Here is a 22,612-nt window from a genome sequence, read left to right as displayed (position 1 = left end):
ATATCTTATAAAGTGTTTCTAAATTAATTGGCCTTAAAAGCCGATCCTGCGCTACCTACTTCCTTCCGTTTTCAGTGGGGCAAAGATAGAAACTTATTCACCTATTATCCAAATCAACCTAACATAAATTTTACTTTTTCGCAATATTTGAAGCTAAGCTGCTGGAAACTAGAGAGAATAATTTAACACTTTTTAAACTCATGTTTGATAGATGAAGGATTTGTTAGTGAACTGGTGAGTGAGTTGGGCGATTGAGCGTTGGCGAGTCTGCGACTGGAGGGTGGCAAATTTCTAAATCTTCAAGGTTTGAACGAGGATCGCTTCTAAATGCAGCATGGGTGCTCAGCATAGGTTTGATATGCTTATCGGAATAGCTTTTCTTTAAACTTTGGAATGTTTAGTTTATTGATGAATTTAAATTAAAGCCATGATGTAAATAAAAAACAGAGCTTAGTTGCTCTGTTGTTCTTTTTTATAAATAATGCTTAAAAATTCAGCGTAAGATTTTTCAAGACCTATGATGTCACCGCTTTTTAAATTGAGGCCCCCAACTCCGGTTTCGTCGGATTTGATTTTTGTAGCCGAAATCTGAAAATATTGATTGGAACTGTTTTCTTTGGGCTGGATTTTTATGGTTGATCCCAAAAGTTTTTTTGTTGAGATGGTATAAACTTCACCAGGAACCGTCTTTAATACTAAATATGACCTTGGTGAGATCGTATAATCTTTCTTATTTATTGCAATTTTTTGATCTTTCTCTGAAGATGCAAATAAGTATAGAGCCCCGATTTGATTTAACAATTTTTCTTTTGGTAAAAAATATAAACATAATCTGTAATTTGCCGGATTAAAATTTTGTGGCGAACGATCAATGTTTTCAAAGGGTTTCCATGAAAATGTGTTTGCTCCTATTTCCTTAGCTTTCTTATATATTAATGAAAAAACTCCGGCATCATTTTTAGAAAAACCCTGTACTTCGATTTCTCCTAAATATTCAGCGTCTTTTATTTCTTCATTTATTCTATATAAGTACTTGTCTGAATTTTCATGTGTTTTTTCAACTTTGGTTAAATACACGTTCTGCGCATTAAAAAATTGAATCAAAAAGACGAAAACAGCAATTATAATTTTTTTCATTCTTTATTTTATTGTGTAAGAATTTGTACGCAGTCTTCAAGACTGTTCTCCCAATGTTTAGGTTCAATTTTATAAACTTCTTCTATTTTATCCAAGCACATGGTACTTCTTTTCGGTCTTTTTGCCGGTGTTGGGTATTGCTCGGTTGTTAATTGATTCAGCTTAATTTTTGATTTTGAAAACTCAGCAATTTTTTGTGCAAATTCAAACCAGGTTGTTTCCGGGTAGTTTGAAAAATGGAAAACTCCATATGTTTTTTGTGGAGTTTCGATGATATCCATGATGGCTTCTGCCAGATCATCTGCATTGGTAGGCTGCCCGTACTGATCCCCTACAATTCCTAATTCTTCTTTTTGAGAGAATAGGTTTAACATGGTTTTCACAAAATTTTTATTAAACTCAGAATACAACCATGAGGTTCTGAGAATAATTGTTTTAGGATTAATATCTAGAGCCAGCTCTTCTCCTTTAAGCTTTGATTCTCCGTAAACTCCGATTGGGTTTGTAAAATCATCTTCAGAATAACACAAATTGGTATCCCCATCGAAAACGTAATCTGTAGAAATATGAATCAGGGTTGCTTTATGACTCAGACAAGCCTGGGCAAGATGAGCAACTCCGTAGGCATTAACCGCGAAAGCTTTTGCTTTTTCTGTTTCCGCAAGATCAACCGCTGTATAAGCCGATGCGTTGATGCAGAAATCCGGTTTGTTGTCATAAAAAAAGCTGTTGACCAGGTTTTCATCTGTAATATCCAGCATTTGAGAATCTGTAAAAATGAATTCATAATCCAACTCAAAATCAGGAGCAATTTTTTTTATACAGTTTCCCAGCTGCCCGTTTCCACCTATAACTACTATTTTTTTCATTATGAATTTTTTGCGTTTTGTGATCTTAAAAATTTAACTCTTGACTGAAATTCTTTCTGTTCCAAATCTACATAGAATTTCCCGAAAGTTTCTTTAATGTTTTCAGGGTGTACTTCTGACTTTCTTGTTTTAACGTTAAAGTATATCACGGTAACCCATAAAACAGCGTAGATTGTTTTTTCGTCTAAGCTTTTCATTAAGATTTCAACCTTTGCTGTCCTGTTCTGAACATCTATGGTTTTGCTGCTGATCACCACCGAGGTATTGTATTTTACTTCCTTTAAGTAGGCTATTTCGTTTTGAATTGCAATCCATGTGCAGCCAGTCTGTTTGGTATATTCTTCGTATGTAAATCCGTAAAAAGTTTCTACATGATCTTCTCTGGCATTGAACATATAGTCCAGATATTTTACATTATTCAAATGGCCAATCGGATCACAGTCACTAAACCTTATTTTTACCGTGGTTGATACTTCTTTATTCATTCTGCAAAAATAAAAAAACCACCTCTATGAGAGATGGTAAGTTTTATAAATGTTTGTTAATTTCTAAAAATTATTGAACACCTAGCTCTTTCTTAACAGCCGGAGTAGCATCTGGTCCTCCCTTATATACAAAAGCGGAAGAGTTTGCATCCATGATATAGTCATAACCATTTGCTTTAGCAACTTTAGTTACAGCATCGTTCAGTTTTTTCTCGATTGGCTCGTAAGCAGCATCTTGTTTAGCAACAAAATCTTTTTGAGCTTTATCGTTCATCTGCTGGATTTCTTCCTGCATTTTTGCTAATTCAGCTTCTCTTGCTTTGTTTTCGTCAGCAGTTTTCTTAGAAGCTTCTTCAGAATATTGCTTTAATTTAGTTTGTCCGGCATCAGCTTTCTTTTTGATTTCAGCTTGCTTAGTATCTAAGTACGCTTTAAGATCAGCATCTGCTTTTTTCTTTTCAGGCATTGCGTTAAGAACACCTATCACATCTAAAGTAGCAATTTTTTGAGCTTTTGCCATACCTACCGATACAACCATCATTACTGCTGCAAATAATACACTTAATTTTTTCATAATTGGTAAATAAATAATTTAATTTGTTTTAGATCTTTAAATTTAATAAAAGTTAATTTAAACTTTATTTTTTGTTATTAGTTTTCTCTTTTTTATCATTTCCTTTTAATAATATATCCAATACTTTATCTGAATAATCAAATCTTTTCTGTAGGAAAAGTACATTGTTACTCGTCTTATCAAGAACTGTGCCTAATCCGTTTTTTTCGGCCATCGTTTTGACAGCGTTCCAGATCTGATCCTGAAAAGGGACAATCAAACTTGTTCTTAATTTAGCAATTTCTCCGTTATTACCAAAACGTAAGCTTGTTGTTGTTTTGATATTTTTTTCCAGATCCATTACTTCTTTTTCTCTTAGTTTCAGCTGATCTCCAATTAAAAGTACTTTTTCACTTTCAAAAGCCGATCTTTTACGCTCATACTCTGATTGTAAATTCTGAAGCTCTGACTGCCAGGTATCGATCTGTGCATTTAATCTTGCTTCGGCTTCCTGATATTGAGGCATTTTACTCAATATATATTCTGTATCCACAACTCCCACTTTTTGTGCGTTGCTTAGACCGAAAAGCAAGAATAATACAAATGAGAAAACAATTTTAAAATTTTTCATATTGTGAATTATAATGACTGATTCATTAAGAAGTGTGTCTTCCATCCGGATGGATTTGATGATCCGATAGGCTTATCAAATCCATAAGCGAAATCAAATCCGATCAAACCAAATGCTCCCATATAAACTCTTACCCCAACACCTACTGATCTTTTCAGCTGGAAAGGATTATAGCTTCCCCAAGAATTCCACACGTTACCTCCTTCAGCAAACGTCAATGCATAAATCTTTGCAGTCTGGTTTAATGAAATCGGGTATCTTAATTCTAATGTAAATCTGTTATAAATAGTACCTCCGCCTTTTGGAGTAATATCAGTAATATCACCCCGAGCTGGATCTGCCCCATTAAGAGAAGCATTTTCGTAACCTCTTAACGGAATTAATTCCCTACCGTCATATCTACCTCCATATAAACCTGTACCTCCAACATAGAATCTTTCAAACGGTGGTGCACCTAATTGTTTATTATATCCATCCATAAATCCCATTTCGGCAGAAGATCTTAACACTAACTTTCCAACAATCTCGTTGTACACATCAGCTTTGAACTTCACCTTATAGAATTCCATCCATCTGTATTTATCAACCGGAGCCATTGTAGAATAATCTTTGTTATTAAACAATGAATATGGCAAAGTGAACTTTACAGAGAAATCGATGTTTGAACCTGTAGTAGGGAAAATCGGATCGATACCTGCAGAGTTTCTGCTTAAACCTACATTGAAACTTAAGTTGTTGGCACTTCCGTAAAGTTCTGTTGTTCCTCCAAAATCAAAAGGATAATTTTTAAAATCATACTTCTGATACTGAACTCCTGTGTATAACGAGAAATAATCATCTGGCCATTTCAATAATCTGTTCAGTCCTACTGAAGCTGAGAAAATATTTAATTTCTGGGCATCTCCATAGGCATCAGAATATTTTACCCTTGAATTATTTAAACTTACAGAAAGTGCGGTTGGTCTTGTTCCAAATAACCAAGGCTCAGTAAATGAAACACCATAGTTTTGGAAATATTGCCCTGCCTGTGCCTGAATGGATAATGTTTGGCCATCACCTTGAGGAACCGGCCTAAAGTCTTTAAACTTAAGGAAATTTCTCAATGAGAAATTGTTGAATGTCAACCCTAAAGTCCCGATGAAACTCTTACCCCCATAGCCTGCCTGCAGCTGAACCTGAGAAGAGCCTTTCTCTACCAATTTCCAATTAATATCTACTGTGTTATCCTGCTGATTCGGCTGAATGTCCTGCCCGATCTGTTGAGGATCAAAGAATGACATTCCTGCTAAATCAAAGTATGTTCTTTTAATATCGCTTTTAGCAAAGAGGTTTCCTGGCTTTGTTCTTAAAGCTCTAAGAATTACATGGTCATGGGTGGTGGTATTCCCCTCCCATGTTACTCTGTTCCAAGTTGCTTTTTCACCTTCATTGATACGGATTTCAAGGTTGATCTTGTCTCCATTTACAGATTTTTCAACAGGAGTTACGTTTGAAAAAAGATAACCGTTGTTCATGTAAACCGACTTGATATCAGAATCATCTTCCTTACCACCGTCTTCACCTACTTTTTTGTTGAAACCTACTGCATCATAGATATCCCCTTTTTTATATCCTAAAAGTCTTTGTAAATAATCTGTAGAGTAAACCGTATTCCCAGTAAATGTAACATCACCGATATAGTATTGCTTACCTTCGTTAAGCTTTACATTAATCTCGTAGTTATTTTTTGGGTTTCTCCATACAGAGTCAGAAACGATAGCTGCATCTCTGTACCCTAAAGAGTTATAATAATTCAGAAGATTTTGTTTGTCTTCCTGGTATTTTTCCTCTATAAATTTTGAAGACTTTAAGATCCCACCGATACCGAATCTTTTTTGTTTAGTTTCTTTAAAGGCTTTATTTCTAAGCTTGCTATCGGTAACCGCTTTATTTCCTTCAAATTCGATGTGATCGATTTTTATTCTTTTACCTTTATCAACATTGATCGTCCAGTCTACCAAATTAGGGTCACCTGCATTTACCTTGTCCTGAATAGTAATTTTAGCATCTGCAAATCCTTTTTTGATATAATCTTTAGGAATGTTTGTTTTAAGACTTGAAACTAAGTTTTGCGTAATTTTAGTTCCAGGTTTAAGGTTATTATCTTTTGCTAATTTTTCGCCTTTAGATTTTCCGATACCTTTTCCTGTGAATTTTACTTCGCCGAGATCTTTCAGATCCTGCAGATAAAATCTTAAAACAATAGTTTCGCCTTCAATACTCTGAACGTATACTTCCACCTCAGAGAAAGATTGTGTATCCCAAAGTTTTTTTACGGCATTACTGATTTTTTGCCCTGGAATGTCTACAGCTTCACCTTTTGCTAAACCTGTAAATCTCAAGATCTGAGCCGGTGTATATTTTTTCACCCCATCTACAACGATGTCTTTCAATGTATACGTTCCTGCTTGATTTTCTGCGTGTACAGAATTGCTCACCTTTGTGCTATCCTGTGGAGTTACCTGTCCATAAAAATGTGCAGAAGCAACAAACATAATGATGGGTAATAGTCTAAACTTCATTTTATCGTAGTCTTTCTTTTCTTAAATTTTACTGGATTTTTATTTGTTCGCCGGTCATCCCGAATCTTCTTTCCTTGTTTTGATAATCCACAATGCACTGGAAGAAAATATCTTTGGTAAAATCCGGCCAAAGAACATTTAAAAACTGCAGCTCCGCATAAGCGATTTGCCAAAGGAGGAAATTACTGATTCTGATTTCGCCACTGGTTCTGATTAATAAATCTACGGGCGGAAAATCTTTTGTATACAGATAACTTTCGAATAATTTTTCGTTAATGTCTTCTGTGTCTATCTTTCCCTCTTTTACATCCTGACTAATGTTTTTTACGGCATTCAGTATTTCGTTTTGCGAGCCATAGCTGATCGCCAGTACCAAATTCCCTTTTGTGTTTTCTTTTGTGAGCTCCACCACCTGATGAAGCTGATCTCTTACAAGCGGCGGCAATTTTTCCAGATTTCCAATCACATGCATTCTTAATCCTTTACTGAAAATTTCTTCCGCTTCCAGCAATAAAGTTTCCACGAGTAAATTCATTAAAGTATTTACTTCTTCTGCGGGACGATTCCAGTTTTCCGAAGAAAAGGTATAAAGCGTTAAATATGGAATATGAATTTCATTACATGCATTAATGGCATTTCTTACTGCATTAATGGCATTCTTATGACCGAAAGTTCTTTCTTCGCCACGGGATTTTGCCCATCTTCCATTACCATCCATTATAATAGCCACATGTTGTGGTAAATTCTCAGGATCTATTTTATCTTTTATCAACGACATATTAATCACAATAACATGGAGGTCTTCCGAACGAATATGTCAACCCTAAACTAAAGGTATTCATCCAATCTTTAGACTTAAGATCTCCAATATTTCTTTCGTCTAAAAACTTTGCCTCTCTCTCTTTAGATACTACATAATAGGCATCTGTCTGAAGCAGAGATCCTCCTGTGACAGGACTCAAGATATCTCCGTTATAAGTAGACATCACATCTTTGCTCAGAATTTTGTTGTAATCCAGCTGATCTGTCATTGTGTATCTAAATGTTGCTTCTGCGAAAATCGCCCAATTATAGTTAAATTTATATTTCAAACCTACTCCAAAAGGAATATGCATAGTTGTTTTTGTTCCTGTAGAATACACCGGCGTCGTTGTAAAGTCAAGCTCGTTGGTCGGAGCCTGCGCAACACCATCTGCATCTCTTCTAAAATCATTTACCAAGGTAGCCTTAGGAGCATCAAACATCAAAGCACCCACCCCACCGAAAATATATGGGCTCACCATACTTTTCTGCTCATTATTAACAGGGAAGAAATTATATTCGAAAACCAAACTTGCTTCATATACATTGTTTTTTCCGAACGAATTTCTATTTTTTCTGTATTCTTCCTTAGCAAACTTATCATTAAACTGAATCTGGTTGTATCCAAGATCTAATCTTACGGTCTGATGTGGATTAAAATTAAATCTATATAATAACCCTCCATAAAATGGGATACCCCAGTCCGACGCTTTATTTAAATCCAATGGCTTCTGTAAAATATAATTCGTTCTCCCTATATCACCCACTAGGTTACTCATACCTAGACGAACTCCCAATTCGTTTCTTTGAGCTTTTACACTTATCATAGTCCCTAGAGCGGCAAGGAAGCTAAACAATAATTTTCTATTCATAAAAAGAATATGGATTTATGGTTATTTTAAAATTTAATTTTTGCAAATATAAAACATTTTTATATTAATGATAATCTTAATGTTTAGTTAAAAATAAACAAAAAAACATAATTTGTTATAAAGTAAACGACAAACTCGTGAAAATATTCTTTTTTTAATAGATTCAAAATCGTCTTACAAAACAAACCCCCATTAAATGAGGGCTTAAATGTATTATTTTTTATTGAATATTGCCTGAAATTTATTTCGAATTCTTATTAACAATGGCTCTTTGTAGTTTTTATCTTCATCAAAATAACCATAGCCGTAGCCGTAACCATAGCCATAACCGTAACCATAACCCTGCTTAGTATTGTAGTCATTATAAACAAGTCCAAGGTGATCAATTTCTTTGTTATGATATTTCTCAGTAATCATTTTCAGCATATATTTTTCTGTGTATTCGTGGCGAACTACATAAATATTTGCATCTGAATATTTCATCAATTCGTAAGAATCAGCAACCAAACCTACTGGCGGCGAGTCTATAATGATAAAATCATATCTCTCTTTAAGATCTTCAAGGAATTTTACATTCCTCTCACTCATCAATAGCTCAGATGGGTTTGGAGGAATTGGGCCTGAAGTAGCCACATCAAGATTTGGAATCCTTGTTTTATTGATAATCTGGTCTATACCCACTTCACCGGTAAGATAATTTGAGATACCATATTTGTTATCAATTTTAAAATCTCCGAAGATTTTAGGTTTTCTTAAATCCATTCCTAAAAGGATAGTCTTCTTGTCACTTAATCCAAGTACTGAAGCGAGGTTGATAGAGACATAAGTCTTTCCTTCTCCACCAATGGAAGATGTTACCAAAATAATCTTACTGCTTCCATTTTCCCCGGATAAGAATCTTACATTTGCCCTGATACCCCTGAACGCCTCCGAAACGGAAGATTTTGGCTGATCAAGTACTGTAAGCATATTTTCATTGCTGTTGTTTCCAATAACACCAAGTAACGGAATTCTTGTAGCATTAAGTAATTCCTTAATATTTCTGATTTTATTATCAAGCAATTCCCCAACAAGAATGAACAATAACGGAAGTACAAGTAGCCCTCCGATAATACCGGCTTTTGTAGCTTTTACATTAGGACCTATCGGCGGCTGGCCAACATTCTTTGCAGGGTCAATCACACTGATGTCCGACTGATTGACCGCCATTCTCATCTGTGTATCATTCTGTCTTCCCAATAAACTGTTATAGGTAGCCTCAATCATATTATATCCTCTTTCAGCATCCAGATATTTTCTTTGTTTTTCAGGATAAGAAGAAAGATCTGCATTGGCATTGGAAACTTCATGGTCAATTTTGCCGATTTCTGTATAATAAGTATTGTAATAGTTCCTTAGAGATCCCGAAGAGGTTGTTTTGGCTTCATCAATAAGCCTGTTTATTTCCTTCATGGGCTCTGAATTCGGAGTATAGATCAAAGCCATTTCCCTTCTTTTCATATACAAAGCCTTAAGCTCAGAAACAGAAGCTGTAAACATACCGTCCTGAAACCCTGCTGCATTGGTGCTGATCATTTTATCAAAATTCTGGCTTTCAAGGGACTGCCTGATTTGATTCAGGGACGCTACCTTACTTTCAAGATCAGCCTTTTTGGATTCAAGTTCCTTGATTCTTGTCAAAGATTTTTCATCTCTGTCTTTGATATCATACAGCTTTTCAGTTGTTTTCATATAATTCAGCACATTTGCGCTGGAATCAAGCTTTTTTCTGATGTTAGTAAGGTTTTCGTGAAGATAATTATCTGTATTTTTATCCACCTGAATTTTATCTGCCAGTCTTTTTTTCTGTAACTGGCTTACTGATCTGTTCAGAAAATTTACTGTGCTGTTAAGATTATACCCATTTTTGGTAATAATCATAATCGTGTTGATTTCTTTATCGAACTCTACGCCAATCGTTGAAACAATGTCGCTAACAGATTGATTTACAGTATTTAAACTGACAATAATATTATTTAGCTTAATTTTTACCGGTGTAGGGTTGGTAAGCAGCCTAAATTTCAAATTTGGTGTTTCATACCACTCTCCTACTTTTATAATTTTATTGCCAGGTTTTTCATATGCACTGATCGAATGAAATCCTTCTGATGTATAGCTATACAAGCTTGTAGATTCTCCTTCCTCAGGTAAGACCACCTCATACGTATTCCCGCTTTTAGGAACCAAAGTAATAGGATAATTGACCTGCTGAAGGTGCTTTTTATCAATCTGCAGAAAAACAGGAGAATCATCTTTATCCAAATAAGTTGATTTTATGACTCCTTTCGTAGAATAGTTTACGAAAAGATCTAGTTCTTTTACCAAAAATTCGTTGTGCGTCCTTGAAAGAAGCATTTTCTTTAGATAAACTCCATCCTGATTCCCTCCCTGGCCCCAGATGAAGTTGATAGACTGGCTTGGAGTGAAATAGCTGGACGTATTATTGGAAATACTTAATGACAGGCTGGATGCATATACATTCTGTGCATAATATTTACTATATATCCAAGATAGCATATAGCCTATAAAAAGCATTAGTATAAACCAATACCAATTTTTTAAAATCCTTCTAAAAAAATGCTCAATATCGAATAATGAGAAAGAGCCAAATTTTTCTTTTTGAGAATCATTTTTCTCTACAGTAGCGTCTTTTCCTGGAATCATGATTAAAGATTTTTAAGAAGTAGATAAATTGATAACGCTGTAGTAATCACGGAAACTCCCGTTGTAAGGGTCTGGATAGGATCTTTTCCGAATCCGTTCAAACTTTTCGCTCTTGTATTGAAATAGATTTCATCACCATTTTGAACATAATAATACGGTGAATTCATCACATCTTCACGGGTAAGGTCAATTCTGGCTATCTTGATTCCTTCAGGCAATTTTCTGTGGATAACAATATTCTTTCTGTCGATAGTTCTGTTTAAACCTCCGTTGATTGCTAATGCTTCGGTAATGGTAAGTGTATTTTTATGGGCTACCTTTTCTCCGGTCACCCCTGTAGTTTCCACGTCACCAAGTATATAATAGGTTATACCGTCTGTATTCAGTCTAACTTCAGATTTCCCCTCTTGGAAATTTTCATTTACTTTTTGCTGGATTTCCTGAGAGACTTCCTCTATTGTCCTTCCTTCAGCTTTGATATAACCAATTCCGAAAACATTGATATCCCCTTTAGAGTCAACTTTTAATCCATTAAAATAGAAAACCGCATTTCCTCCAACTCCTGAACCGGAAACGGTTCCACGACCACCTGTAGCTGTAGCATTTGTGGTTGGGGCAACTGAAGATCCAGATGTGTTAAGAGCTGAATAAAACTGTGCAGCATCTCCTTTTGGAGTTGTAACAATATTAAGATTTAGAATATCATTTTTAGTAATTCTATAAACAGGAACATTGTAGGGAACCAGACCTTCTTCGTTAATTACTAGATTTTCATTAGGCTGCATGTATCGCACATCCTTTGTTGTGATACAAGAGGTAATAATTAGAAAGGGTAATAATAGCAGTAATAAATACTTATAATTCTTCATCATATTTTTCAAATTGTTTGCAAAAATAAAGATTAATTGTTTGTCTTTTTATTATTTTTCAAAATATAAATAAAATCTGGTATATAAGCTCCTAAAAAACCGAGAAAAATAATAATTCCCAGTAACAGATTTACGTTTATATGTCTGAAATAATAAGCTACACTCACTACAAAAAGGTAATATACAATGATATAAAAACTTGATCGTCTGTGTGTAAGATTGAGTTTTAATAACTTATGATGTATATGGTTTTTGTCTGCATCAAAGGGTGATTTTTTATTAGCCAGCCTTATGATAATCACATTCAGGGTATCTACAATAGGAAGTATGAGAATAGCAACAGCCACTACCGGGGCTGACTGAAGATGATACTTCGGAACATTCGGAAGTTCCTTGTCAATAAAAATATCAATAAAACATATGGAAGTAAAAGCCAGTAAAAAGCCTAAAAGCATAGAACCGGTATCTCCCATGAAGATTTTATTAGTTCTGTAATTAGACAAATTATAATACAAAAAGGCTAAAACAGCTCCTATTATTATAACAGAAAGAACTACCAAAGGATAATTATACTCACCTAATCTGTAATAGCTTATCCCGAAAAGTGCGCTACAGATCATAGAATATCCTCCAGCAAGCCCGTCAATCCCATCGATAAGATTAAAGGCATTAATAAGAATAATAAAAGTAGTAATACTAAACAATATACTAATGAGATATTCCATTTCATAAATTCCGAAAATGCCAAATAAACTTCTGATCCTGATATCCGAACCTATTACAATTAAAGACGAAACCACGATCTGTGCAACAAGCTTCTTATAAGCTCTCATCACCACAATATCATCCATTACACCTATGTAAAGCAGAATTACCAGGGAAGCGAATAAAAATTTGTATAAATCAAAAAGTTCATAGGCAAAAATAGATGCACTGATCCCTATAGAATAAAAAATAGCAATTCCTCCGAGATTTGGGATCTTTCGGAGATGAGAACTTCTCACGCCGGGCTCATCCATTAGGTTTTTCCTCCTGGAAATCTTAATAATGGTAGGAACTGAGGAAAACGTGATTAGGAATGAAAATAAAAAACCCAATCCTATCTTTACATAAAAAATAGGAACGCCCGATTGAGTTAAGAACAATTCAAAATTCTTCATTTTTTTCTATTCAGCACTTAATGTTTTTCAAAGAAAGCTCTTATCGACATATAAAAACCATTTCATCCTTAGTTTTACAAATAGCACTTACACTTGCGTTTAAACTAATTTCCTTATCAATTTATTCTGACCTGCAAAAAACAACAGATAAAAAATCTTTTTTTTCAGTGGCAAAGATAATAGATAATTTTTATCAAAACGACTATACATTAATATATCTTTAATTTTTATATTGCGTTCGTTCATAAAAGCTTCTAATCTTGCCGACATACTATAAAAGACTTCTTCATCCTTCACAAAAGCCAAATAAGCTAAAAAAGAATAAATTCCCTCAAAAATCTGGAAATTCTTCAGTTCTTTCAATTTTTTTGAATATTGAGAGCTCCTAAAAACGATTTCTACATCTTCCACTGCCTTCAAAATATCAAGCCCCTTTTCTGTGTGGGTTTTGGTGATAGAATCCGTACGCTCAAGATATTGATAATGAAAATTCTGTGTCTGTGCAATAATATCACACTCCAGTAAAAGCTGAGGAATCAATTGAATATCTTCAAAGTGGGCGCCTTTTTTAAATCTTTTTTCATTAAAAAGATCTTTCCTGAACAATTTATTGCATGCAAAATAACTTAAATCAGAAAAAACAGAAAAATTCGAATCAAGATCAATCTTTTCCAGCATATTCGGAATTTGTGTCAATTTTTGAGTGACATTTCCATTTTGATCTACTTTTTGAATGTTACAGATCACCATTTTCGCTTGATATTTTTCCGCTAGATTTGTCATTTCTTCAAACATAGTTGGTGTTACATAATCGTCGCTATCTACAAAGCCTATGTAATCACCTGATGCTATGTCAATTCCAAAATTCCTGGCATCACTCAAACCTCCGTTTTCTTTAATGAAAGGCTTAATTTTCTCGGGAAACTTTTGAGCATATTCTTGAATAATCCGCTCTGATTTGTCTTTGCTTCCATCGTTTACCACCAGAATTTCAATATTCTGATGTGTCTGATTAACCAAAGAATCAAGACATTTAGCCAAATAGTTTTCGACATTATAAACCGGAACAATAATGGAAACTTTTGAGGGGACGTATGTCATTACATTAAATTTTTGTCAGTCGTGCGTTCAGCCAGCCTTTTTTGGCTTCATCAAAATCTTTTCGTGTACAGGGAATACAATTTTCTATATTTTCATCATCGCCGAAATACCAGAGATTGCTGAAAGTATCACGCTTGAAAGCATATTGCCTTTCATCAATCAGTACATAAAATATTTCGTAATGTCTTTCTTTAGGGTGAGATTTTTGGATATTAATTCCTTCGATCAGATACCAGAGCATTTGTGCGAGAAGCTGGTGGTTCAGTTGATTTTCAGAATAAATATTATAATTAAAAAGCCCTACAGATTTCAGGTTTTTACTCAGCCCTATTTCTTTCATATAGGCACAGATTTCTCTTCGATTCAAACCATTCACCTGTGGATTTATTGAAAATGGTTCACTGAAGCTTTCAATGGCATCACAATTTACTGTTACCATATCCGATTCTCGGAAAAATGGCTCAGTTTTTTCAGTAGAATTCATCATTTCTGCCAGACGGACGATATCAAACTCTACTTCTTTAATCAATCTCACTGAATCAGCTTCATTTAAATGCTTTTGATAACCCAAATGATGATAATTTTTAAGGGAGAAATTCTTAGCTCCGAAAATTTTACTTAAAAAAGTATGTTCATTAATTACCTCCCCTTGCTTAAGTGAGATAATATTGCTGATTTGAGTATAACTAATATTTTTTGTATGGAAATTTAATGCGGAGAAAAGTGAAAAAGCAAAATCATTCGAACCCCCGATAATCACGGGAATTGCCCTTTTGTAATGGCAAGCCGACAATACTTCCTGCAAAATATAATGAGAGTCCTGAACTGATTTTCCTGAAACCAAATCACCCAGATCCACAATCGGGGTTTCAAAATCAAGCTGTGATAATTTGTAAAACTCTTTCCTTATTCCTGTAAAATCCTGAACCTCTGCAGCTCCATTCGCACCTCTGTAATCCGAAACGAAAAGAAGAACAATACTGTCTTCCTTTATATCTTTCGTGATTCGGTTTCCGATCTGCCAGCTTTCAGTTTTGAAATTTCTTGGTGAAATGATAAAATCTTCAAAATTCATTGACTACATTATTTCCGCAAACATACAAAAAACCTCACCAACTTAGACTTATGCCATATTTTTTGTTAATAAAAAATATCAAAAACAAACGTTGTAGATGTTTCAAATTCCCCATCCTGAGTACCGCCAAGCAAAAAACTTGGGATTCCTTCATTTTTATCCAATAAAATCATTGAACGTTTCAACCTTCTGAATCTATTTAAATTTTGGGGAAAAGCAGGTTCTATAGTATACATTTAAATAAACTGTCCTACCTTTATAAATATTTATAAATTATTTTTTTTTAGCAACTGTTTTCTTAGCTGTCACTTTCTTCGCCGTAGGTTTCTTTTTCTCAGCAAAGGCTTTAGAATCCTGATCGGTAATCCATTTTTTAACCTCATCAAGAGAAATTTCTTTCAACTCTTCGCTTTCATATTTTGTATCGTTGGCTTTTTTCGGAATTTTAAACATTGTTTTTCCGAATTTGATAAAAGGTCCCCATCTTCCGTTTTCAATGGAGATTTTTTCTTTTTCCCATTGTTGGATATATCTGTTGGCTTCTTTTTCCAGTTTAGCATCAATCAATTCGTTGATATCACTTTGAGAAAGATTTTCAAAATCGTATTTTTTCGGAACGTTTACGAAAATATCTTTATATTTAATGAAAGGCCCAAATCTTCCTGTTCCTTTTGTTACAGGCTCACCTTTGTACGTAGCAATCGGAGCATCGGCAATTTTCTTTTCATTGATGATTTCTTCCGCCCTTTTTTGATCTACTGAAAGCGGATCTTCACCTTTCGGAATACTGATAAACGTTTCTCCCCATTTCACATAAGGACCAAATCTTCCAACCCCAACAGAAACAGGTTGTCCGTCAACTGCATTTAAATCAAAAGGAAGTTTAAATAATTCCAATGCCTCTTCAAAAGTGATGGTTGCAATATTCTGTCCTTTCATTAATGATGCAAAAATTGGTTTTTCTTCATCATCCGTTTCACCAATCTGGATCATAGCCCCGAACCTTCCGATTCTGGCGTGAACATTTTTACCGGTTTTCGGATCAACACCCAGAAGTCTGTCTCCGGTAGCCCTTTCAGCATTTTCTTCTACATCTTCAATTCTTGGATGGAATTTTGAGTAGAAATCCGTCATCATTTGCTTCCATTTTTGGTCACCATTTGCAATTTCGTCGAAGCTTTCTTCAACTCTTGCCGTAAAACCGTAATCTAAGATTTCTTTAAAATTATCAGTTAAGAAGTCACTTACAACCTCGCCAGTATCCGTTGGAACGAATTTATTTTTATCCCCTCCGAATTTCTCATCAAGGACTTCTTTTTTAATTTTATCTTTTACCAGAGACATTTTCATGATCTCACGAGTTTGTGGATCAATCTCTCTTTTATCAACATATTCACGATTCTGGATGGTCTGAATTGTCGGTGCATAAGTTGATGGACGGCCAATTCCCAATTCTTCGAGCTTTCTTACCAAACCTGCTTCTGTATATCTCGCGCTTGGCCTTGTGAATTTTTCTGTTGCTGTGATTTTTTTATAGTCTAAAACTTCACCTACACTTACTTTCGGAAGTAATTTTTCGTTATTTTCCTCATCATCTTCTTCCGTTTTTACGATTCCGTAAGCTTTTAAGAAACCATCAAAAATGATAACCTCTCCTTGCGCTTCAAAATGCTGAGGAAGTTTTGCATTACCGATTTCAATGACTGTCTTCTCAATTTTAGCATTTGCCATCTGAGAAGCCAATGTTCTTCTATAAATTAACTGATATAATCTGTTTAATTGAGCATCTCCGATACTCGTCACTGCAAAATCCGTAGGACGGATCGCTTCGTGAGCTTCTTGTGCAGATGCAGATTTTGTGGTATAATTTCTTGGTGCAGAATATTCTGCTCCGTATTCTGAGGTGATTTGTTTTTTTGCGCCTTCAATAGCTTCCTGAGAAAGGTTTACCGAGTCGGTTCTCATGTAAGTAATGTATCCTTCTTCGTACAATCTTTGTGCAAGACGCATGGTGTTAGTTACATTATATCCTAATCTTGAAGAAGCTTCCTGCTGCAACGTAGACGTTGTAAAAGGAGCAGATGCGGAACGTGTTCCCGGCTTTGTTTCAACATTTAAAACTTTGAACTCAGTTGTTCTCGCTTGTTCTAAGAATTTTTCTGCGTCTTCTTCCTTGTCGAAATCTTTTTTAAGTTTTGCTGAAATTTCCTGTTCAGCTTTATTCAAGAAAATTCCGTCTAGTTTGAAACTTGCTTTTGGTGTAAACTCACGGATTTCTTTTTCTCTTTCAACGATCAGTCTTACTGCAACAGATTGTACTCTTCCTGCAGATAATCCCGGTTTTACTTTTTTCCACAGAACAGGAGACATTTCGAAACCTACGATTCTGTCTAAAACTCTTCTTGCCTGTTGAGCATTCACTAAATTTTGATCTATATCTCTGGGGTTTTCGATAGATTTTAGAATAGCATTTTTAGTAATCTCGTGGAAAACGATTCTTTTTCTATTTTCCGGCTTTAATTTCAATTCTTCTGCTAAGTGCCATGCAATAGCCTCTCCCTCGCGATCTTCATCGGAAGCCAGCCAAACCATATCTGCTTTTTTTACAGCAGCTTTCAGTTCTGTTACTAATTTCTTTTTGTCTGCAGAAACTTCGTAATCCGGACTGAAGGTAGCCAAATCAATCCCCATTCCTTTTTTAGGCAAATCTCGGATATGCCCGAAACTGGATTTCACTTCGAAATCCTTACCTAAATACTTCTGAATAGTTTTTGCTTTTGCCGGTGACTCGACGATTACTAAATTTTTCGACATTCTAAAATTTTTTTGCAAAAGTAAAGTTTTTTTATTAGATAGATTTTTCTTATTACATTTTATTTAATAATTCGAGCGGTGCAATGAATACTCTATACAAGATTCCTTCAAATGTAAAGCCTTTCCCGGACATTTCCACTCTATATATTAAAGAAAAAAATATAATAAATAACGTAATATAAAACTTTTTGCCAATAACTACAGGTTCAAATATGTAAACTGATTTTTCTTTTTTTAACAATAAAGCTAAAAGTACGATGATCAGTATCATATGAATATACATCCATCTTCCCCAATCGATCGCCAGATAAAAAAGTGGTAAAGAAAACAAGAAAGCACCAATTAATAAAATAGATAATAACTTTCTGTCTTTTAGAAATTTTACATAATATGCTATATGAGCAATACTGAAAGCTAGACTTATAAAATATAGAAGATACTCATTAATATGGTTTTTAATATAATCTCTTTCATTGATATTCCAGAAAAAAATCCCGTAAGTAGGATGAACACCTCTTTCTGCCAGAATTTGAAGAGACATTCCTTCGTTAACATTTTTCCCAAATTTTAGAATCAAAAGAGTCGGAATAGCCACTGAGATAAAATATTTAATATATCTTTTAAATTCAAATTTCCCGGTTTTTAGATATAATGCAATAGCAAAATAAGGAACATAAAATAACACAACTTCATGCAAAAAAGTTGTTATACACAGCGCAATACAAAAAATATACTCCTTGTTTCTCGAAAGCCTTTCATTGTCTAAAAGATATACAAACCAAGCAAAGAGAAGAAAAACTATAAATTCTTTCTTTCCGACATAAGTTACTGTATTTAAAAGCCCTATAAAGCCTATTGAAGATAATAGAAGTGATAAGTAAAGAAAATCTGTGATTTTATACCGAATGAGCTTTGTATACAGCCAGAAAAACCCGGAAATAATTACAAACTGAAAAAAATATACAAGGTAATTCAGCCTTAAATGAGTCATATCCTGTAAAAAGAAAAAGAAACTTCCCGAAAGGCCCCTTCTTTTGAAGCCGCCGTCCTGATAATTGATCAGCCAGTCTGCCAAAATATATCCATCGTCTTTCAGATTATATATATAGGTAAATACAAGGGTATAAACAGCGGTAACCGCAATAATAAAATATATAAGAATCTTAATATTAAAGTATTGTACAACCTTTTCTAGCTTCATAGTGTGTTTTATAATTGGAAAAAAGAGAAACAAAACAGTTATTAGTTTGCAATCCTCATTTAGCATGTCAAAAATAATGATTTTAAATGTAACAGCTGCTGTATTTCTCTTTATGAAACAAATCTTTTTAATTATTCTTTAATAATCTTCACCACCTCTTTTGAATCATTGATTCTGAGTAAGTAAGTTCCTGAAATAAGAGACGAAAGATCTGTTGTTCCATCTTCGAATTTCCCAGACTTCACAAGCTGCCCTGACAAGGAATATATCTGATAATAATAACCGTCTTCATTATCCGGTGCCTGGATATGCAGCTCATTTTTCACAGGATTCGGATAGATTGATATTTTCTCTTTAAAAATATTCTGGATCTCTACCGCGTTCAGCACTGGTCCTGGACTTGCTACCGTGAAAGTCGGAATCTGAAGACCAGGAATAGGACCTTCTTCATTTCCGTTGCTGTCATATTTAATTTTTACACAGCGACAGCTCATTCCAAAATAAGGGTCGTTATTATCATGGAAAACGATCATCCTGTTAGCTGTAGCCGCAGCATCAAATAATACATTAATTGCCCTTCCTATATAGTTAGTATTGAGTGCCGCCGTCCAAACTCCCGGATACTGGAAATTGATGAAATTATAAGTTCCGGCAGGGCTTTGATTGGTCATTACACTTCTGATTCCGCGAGAACCCGAATTAGGATAATTACCTATAGTATATTCTGATGCGTTAAAAGTATAACCAATGGTGTAACTGTAGGTAGCGCTTCTCCTTACCCTCAATCCATAATAATCTGAAATGATACTATATGAGGTAGCAACATTTTTATCCTTCTTATACCACGGAGTCAATCCAAAATCCTTATTTGATTCAATTGCTACTCCTGTAAGGTCAGGAATTCTCCAGCCTGCAGGGCAAGGATCAAAAGGAGACTTTCTGCCGCCCCTTCCCCATCTGTCAAGGGCGAGATTAGGTTCATTTGAAAGCCAGTCTGTCCCGTTAGTATAGGCCGGAATCGTGCTGTTATATGGTGCAAAAGTACTAGGGATCAAATATTGTAAAGGATTTTTTACTGTATATGATAATACTTTTGTAATTTTATCAGAAACTTTATCCGCAGCCTGTACATTTGCATTTGCAGCATTTGTATAAGTATTGAAAGGAACAATGTAAGTGCCTGCCATATCATTATATGCAGCTGCAGTGAGCGGTGTATAAGTTATAGTACCACTTGCGGCAACAGACCCAAGATAAATCTGATAGCTTGTCCTATCATCTGCATACTGGAAAACAGGAAGGGGATCTTTTCTTCCCCATTGATAATGCAGTCCGGTGGAAGCTTTAATCTTTGCCAGCTCAGCTACTGTAGGAGTAAGCGGATTTGCCACTACTGGAAATGCATCTATTGCACCAAGATTTCTATCCATAAACTCTGTACGGAAAACATTATCTGCTTTATTGACATAATTAATATAGTTAGGCGCAGATGCTATAGGGGTTTCTGTGGTATAGGTATAAGATCCGACCGCAGTATCCGTAATCCAGATATGCCATGACCAGTAGACAGGATTAGCCACACTTCCGTTATGTAAAGTAATTACTGCATTTCCGTTTTGATTTGGATTAATCGTTACAGAAATTTTTGAGTTTGGAATTTCAGCCAATGAGGAAGGGGATGGATTAATTATGCTAATTCCATTTATTAAATTCTGGTTTGTAGTCCAAAGAACGTTTGCTTTCAAATCATTATAGCTGGAAGGATCTAAAATATTATTATTATTAAGAATCTGATTCTGTACGGAAAATGCTTTACTTACCGGGATATCAATATTAAAAGCTGATGTAGATTTTACCATCTGATAAGTGTTCGGATTTTCAAGCCCTTCACGGAATTCTGTAGGAGGCACAAGATATTCTGTCGGGAAATTATAATCATTCATAATATACAATGGATCCTTTACACATCTACACGCGTTGGCATCAGAAGTATTGCTGGAAGCCAATGGAAAATACCAATATCTGCCCTGAACATTTGGCTGATTGGGATCAGGAATATCCGGCTGCCCCTTGTCCGGAATCATAAAAAGAGCCCTTGCACCCACCGCTGGAGTTGCATCAAAAAATCTGGGCATTGTGGCAGTCCATAAAGCAACATGATGCTGATCTGTATATTGCCCCTGGTGTGCCGAAATAGATATTCCTCCTGTTCCTGGGTACAACCCCATATTCAACCCTCCGACATTTGACATATTAAAGCCTATGTTTGGATAAAGCTTAAACCCAAGCATAAAATTGGGAACGCCGGTATTTGATGATTTTATGATATGATAATTATTAACCTCAAAAGTATTTTTACCCATATTAGTCCTTACTCCATACGGTGAAAAATCGACTCTTATATCATCTATATAACTTGTGGAAGCCAAATTAGCCACTAAAACCGAAGGAAGCCTCCACCCGTTCGGACAAGGATCATAAGGAGATTTGTCTCTGTATGGCTGAGCTGCGTCATCTGTATTGTAATTTGCATTGATTTTTCCCTGGGAATTATCAGACCAGAGATTAAGCTCCGGCAGCTGACTATCGCTCAGACCGGTCATTTTTCCAAACCAGTTGACCATTAGATTGGTATTGTTATTATAATAAGCAATTCCCGAATTGTCATCTTTATTCACATAGATCAGGCTTAAAGGATTCTTCACAGAAAGCCTTATATTATCCTGAACATTAGCCTGAGATAACAAGACAAATTTTCTTAAATTATCAAAATTCACGGCTCCTGTAAAGTTTTTCGCTCCCCTATGCCGTACTCTTCCTATAGATCCTGAAACTTCATAGAAATCATTACCTCTGTAAACCAATGGTGGAATGGGATCTTTCCTACCCCATTGATAAAGTAGCCCTCCGTTCCTGTTCCAGTCATCTGATGTAACTGATCCGCTTACCGATCCAAGATTTCTGTCCATCCAGCCCCAATCGTTGTAAGGAATAGATTCTATAAGTCCGTTTGCTCTTTGTCTTTTCAGGTTGGGAAAGCTTTTGTATTTGGATCCGTTGGCAGGATCATCCGTTACCCAAACATGCCAGGACCAGAAAATTTCCCCATCTATCTTGAAAGCAATTACTGCATTTCCTTCCTTAGCCTTATTAATGGGAACCTTGATCTTTGCATCCTGCCCGGAATCGATAATTTCCAGAGTGTAATCTGCGTCGGATTTTATAAGCCCGTGGACATCTTCCCATAAAACATCGGCCGTAACTTTTCCTGCAGGCACAGGATCTCCTCCTATATACTTGTCCTGCTCCCAGATGACATATGCTTTTTTTACAGGTATGTACAGGCCGTCAGCATCGAGGCTGGGATCAAATATATAGCTATTTGGTGCTTTCGTCCAGTCCGGCAGCAAAACTTTTGAAGACTTTTTGAAAGCATTTTTTTTTACATTTCCGGAATTTTTCACCAATGAATCTGACTTTATGTAAAGACGGTTCATTTTTTCCGAAAGTTTAATTACATTCATTCCTAATGGTGCATTTGCATAAACACCACTCATGGGCAGGCAACATAATGCTGCCCCCCAACATTTAAGTGATTTTTTCATATCCTTGATTTTGTGTTATATTCAAAATGCAATATTTACACCTTTGTTAATTAATATCAATTTATTTTATAAATAATAGTTAAATATTTAAAATATCTAATTAAAAAAATAAAATTACTAAATTATAAGTGATAAAATTTCAATTGCCAACTTGTGAATTTCGAAAATAAAGGAT

17 protein-coding genes are annotated in these 22,612 nt (G+C 35.1%); all 17 read right to left on the bottom strand.

Translation table 11 applies throughout. The features are described 5' to 3' along the window. Positions 1-450 precede the first annotated feature (450 nt). Positions 451-1,137 (bottom strand): hypothetical protein, encoded by a 687-nt coding sequence (locus tag BW926_RS01795; protein ID WP_076443678.1) that lies wholly within the window; start codon positions 1,135-1,137, stop codon positions 451-453. 8 nt (positions 1,138-1,145) lie between these two features. Next, complete coding sequence (gene rfbD / locus BW926_RS01790; RefSeq protein ID WP_076443677.1) at positions 1,146-2,006, bottom strand: dTDP-4-dehydrorhamnose reductase; 861 nt, start codon at positions 2,004-2,006, stop codon at positions 1,146-1,148. Then, on the bottom strand, positions 2,006-2,491 hold the full coding sequence (locus BW926_RS01785; RefSeq protein ID WP_076443676.1) for an acyl-CoA thioesterase: 486 nt from the start codon (positions 2,489-2,491) through the stop codon (positions 2,006-2,008). Before BW926_RS01785 ends, rfbD begins: the two co-directional genes overlap by 1 nt. 70 nt (positions 2,492-2,561) lie before the next feature. Beyond that, the gene (locus BW926_RS01780) at positions 2,562-3,065 is read right to left on the bottom strand and encodes an OmpH/Skp family outer membrane protein (RefSeq protein ID WP_076443675.1); all 504 of its coding nucleotides are present in this window, start codon (positions 3,063-3,065) and stop codon (positions 2,562-2,564) included. A gap of 64 nt (positions 3,066-3,129) precedes the next feature. Next, positions 3,130-3,675 (bottom strand): OmpH/Skp family outer membrane protein, encoded by a 546-nt coding sequence (locus BW926_RS01775; RefSeq protein ID WP_076443692.1) that lies wholly within the window; start codon positions 3,673-3,675, stop codon positions 3,130-3,132. An 8-nt stretch (positions 3,676-3,683) separates the two neighbouring features. After that, on the bottom strand, positions 3,684-6,236 hold the full coding sequence (gene bamA / locus BW926_RS01770; protein WP_076443674.1) for an outer membrane protein assembly factor BamA: 2,553 nt from the start codon (positions 6,234-6,236) through the stop codon (positions 3,684-3,686). Between the two features lie 28 nt (positions 6,237-6,264). Continuing rightward, positions 6,265-7,014: an isoprenyl transferase gene (locus BW926_RS01765; RefSeq protein WP_076443673.1), complete on the bottom strand. Its 750-nt coding sequence runs from the start codon at positions 7,012-7,014 to the stop codon at positions 6,265-6,267. A 1-nt stretch (position 7,015) separates the two neighbouring features. Then, positions 7,016-7,909 carry a DUF6089 family protein gene (locus BW926_RS01760; RefSeq protein ID WP_083672232.1) on the bottom strand — a complete coding sequence of 298 codons (894 nt, stop codon included), beginning with the start codon at positions 7,907-7,909 and terminating at the stop codon, positions 7,016-7,018. 213 nt (positions 7,910-8,122) lie between these two features. Further along, positions 8,123-10,612, bottom strand: a complete 2,490-nt coding sequence (locus tag BW926_RS01755; RefSeq protein ID WP_076443671.1) for an exopolysaccharide transport family protein — start codon at positions 10,610-10,612, stop codon at positions 8,123-8,125. Between the two features lie 2 nt (positions 10,613-10,614). After that, on the bottom strand, positions 10,615-11,481 hold the full coding sequence (locus BW926_RS01750; RefSeq protein ID WP_076443691.1) for a polysaccharide biosynthesis/export family protein: 867 nt from the start codon (positions 11,479-11,481) through the stop codon (positions 10,615-10,617). A gap of 32 nt (positions 11,482-11,513) precedes the next feature. Next, entirely contained in the window at positions 11,514-12,641 is a 1,128-nt protein-coding gene (locus BW926_RS01745; RefSeq protein WP_076443670.1) for a glycosyltransferase family 4 protein, read from the bottom strand. A gap of 99 nt (positions 12,642-12,740) precedes the next feature. Further along, entirely contained in the window at positions 12,741-13,742 is a 1,002-nt protein-coding gene (locus tag BW926_RS01740) for a glycosyltransferase family 2 protein (RefSeq protein WP_076443669.1), read from the bottom strand. A 4-nt stretch (positions 13,743-13,746) separates the two neighbouring features. Then, complete coding sequence (locus BW926_RS01735) at positions 13,747-14,817, bottom strand: formimidoylglutamase (RefSeq protein ID WP_076443668.1); 1,071 nt, start codon at positions 14,815-14,817, stop codon at positions 13,747-13,749. A 65-nt stretch (positions 14,818-14,882) separates the two neighbouring features. Next, positions 14,883-15,053 (bottom strand): hypothetical protein, encoded by a 171-nt coding sequence (locus BW926_RS14310; protein ID WP_179077971.1) that lies wholly within the window; start codon positions 15,051-15,053, stop codon positions 14,883-14,885. Between the two features lie 37 nt (positions 15,054-15,090). Next, a complete protein-coding gene (gene topA, locus BW926_RS01730; protein ID WP_076443667.1) occupies positions 15,091-17,631 on the bottom strand; it encodes a type I DNA topoisomerase in 2,541 nt (846 codons plus the stop codon). Between the two features lie 52 nt (positions 17,632-17,683). Next, a complete protein-coding gene (locus BW926_RS01725; RefSeq protein ID WP_076443666.1) occupies positions 17,684-18,832 on the bottom strand; it encodes a hypothetical protein in 1,149 nt (382 codons plus the stop codon). A gap of 131 nt (positions 18,833-18,963) precedes the next feature. Beyond that, positions 18,964-22,437 carry a T9SS type A sorting domain-containing protein gene (locus tag BW926_RS01720; protein WP_083672231.1) on the bottom strand — a complete coding sequence of 1,158 codons (3,474 nt, stop codon included), beginning with the start codon at positions 22,435-22,437 and terminating at the stop codon, positions 18,964-18,966. Positions 22,438-22,612: the final 175 nt, after the last annotated feature.

Source organism: Chryseobacterium sp. RU37D (assembly GCF_900156075.1).
Lineage (GTDB): Bacteria > Bacteroidota > Bacteroidia > Flavobacteriales > Weeksellaceae > Chryseobacterium.
Note: the sequence above shows the minus strand (reverse complement) of the source record. Positions and strands in the feature narration are given on the sequence as shown.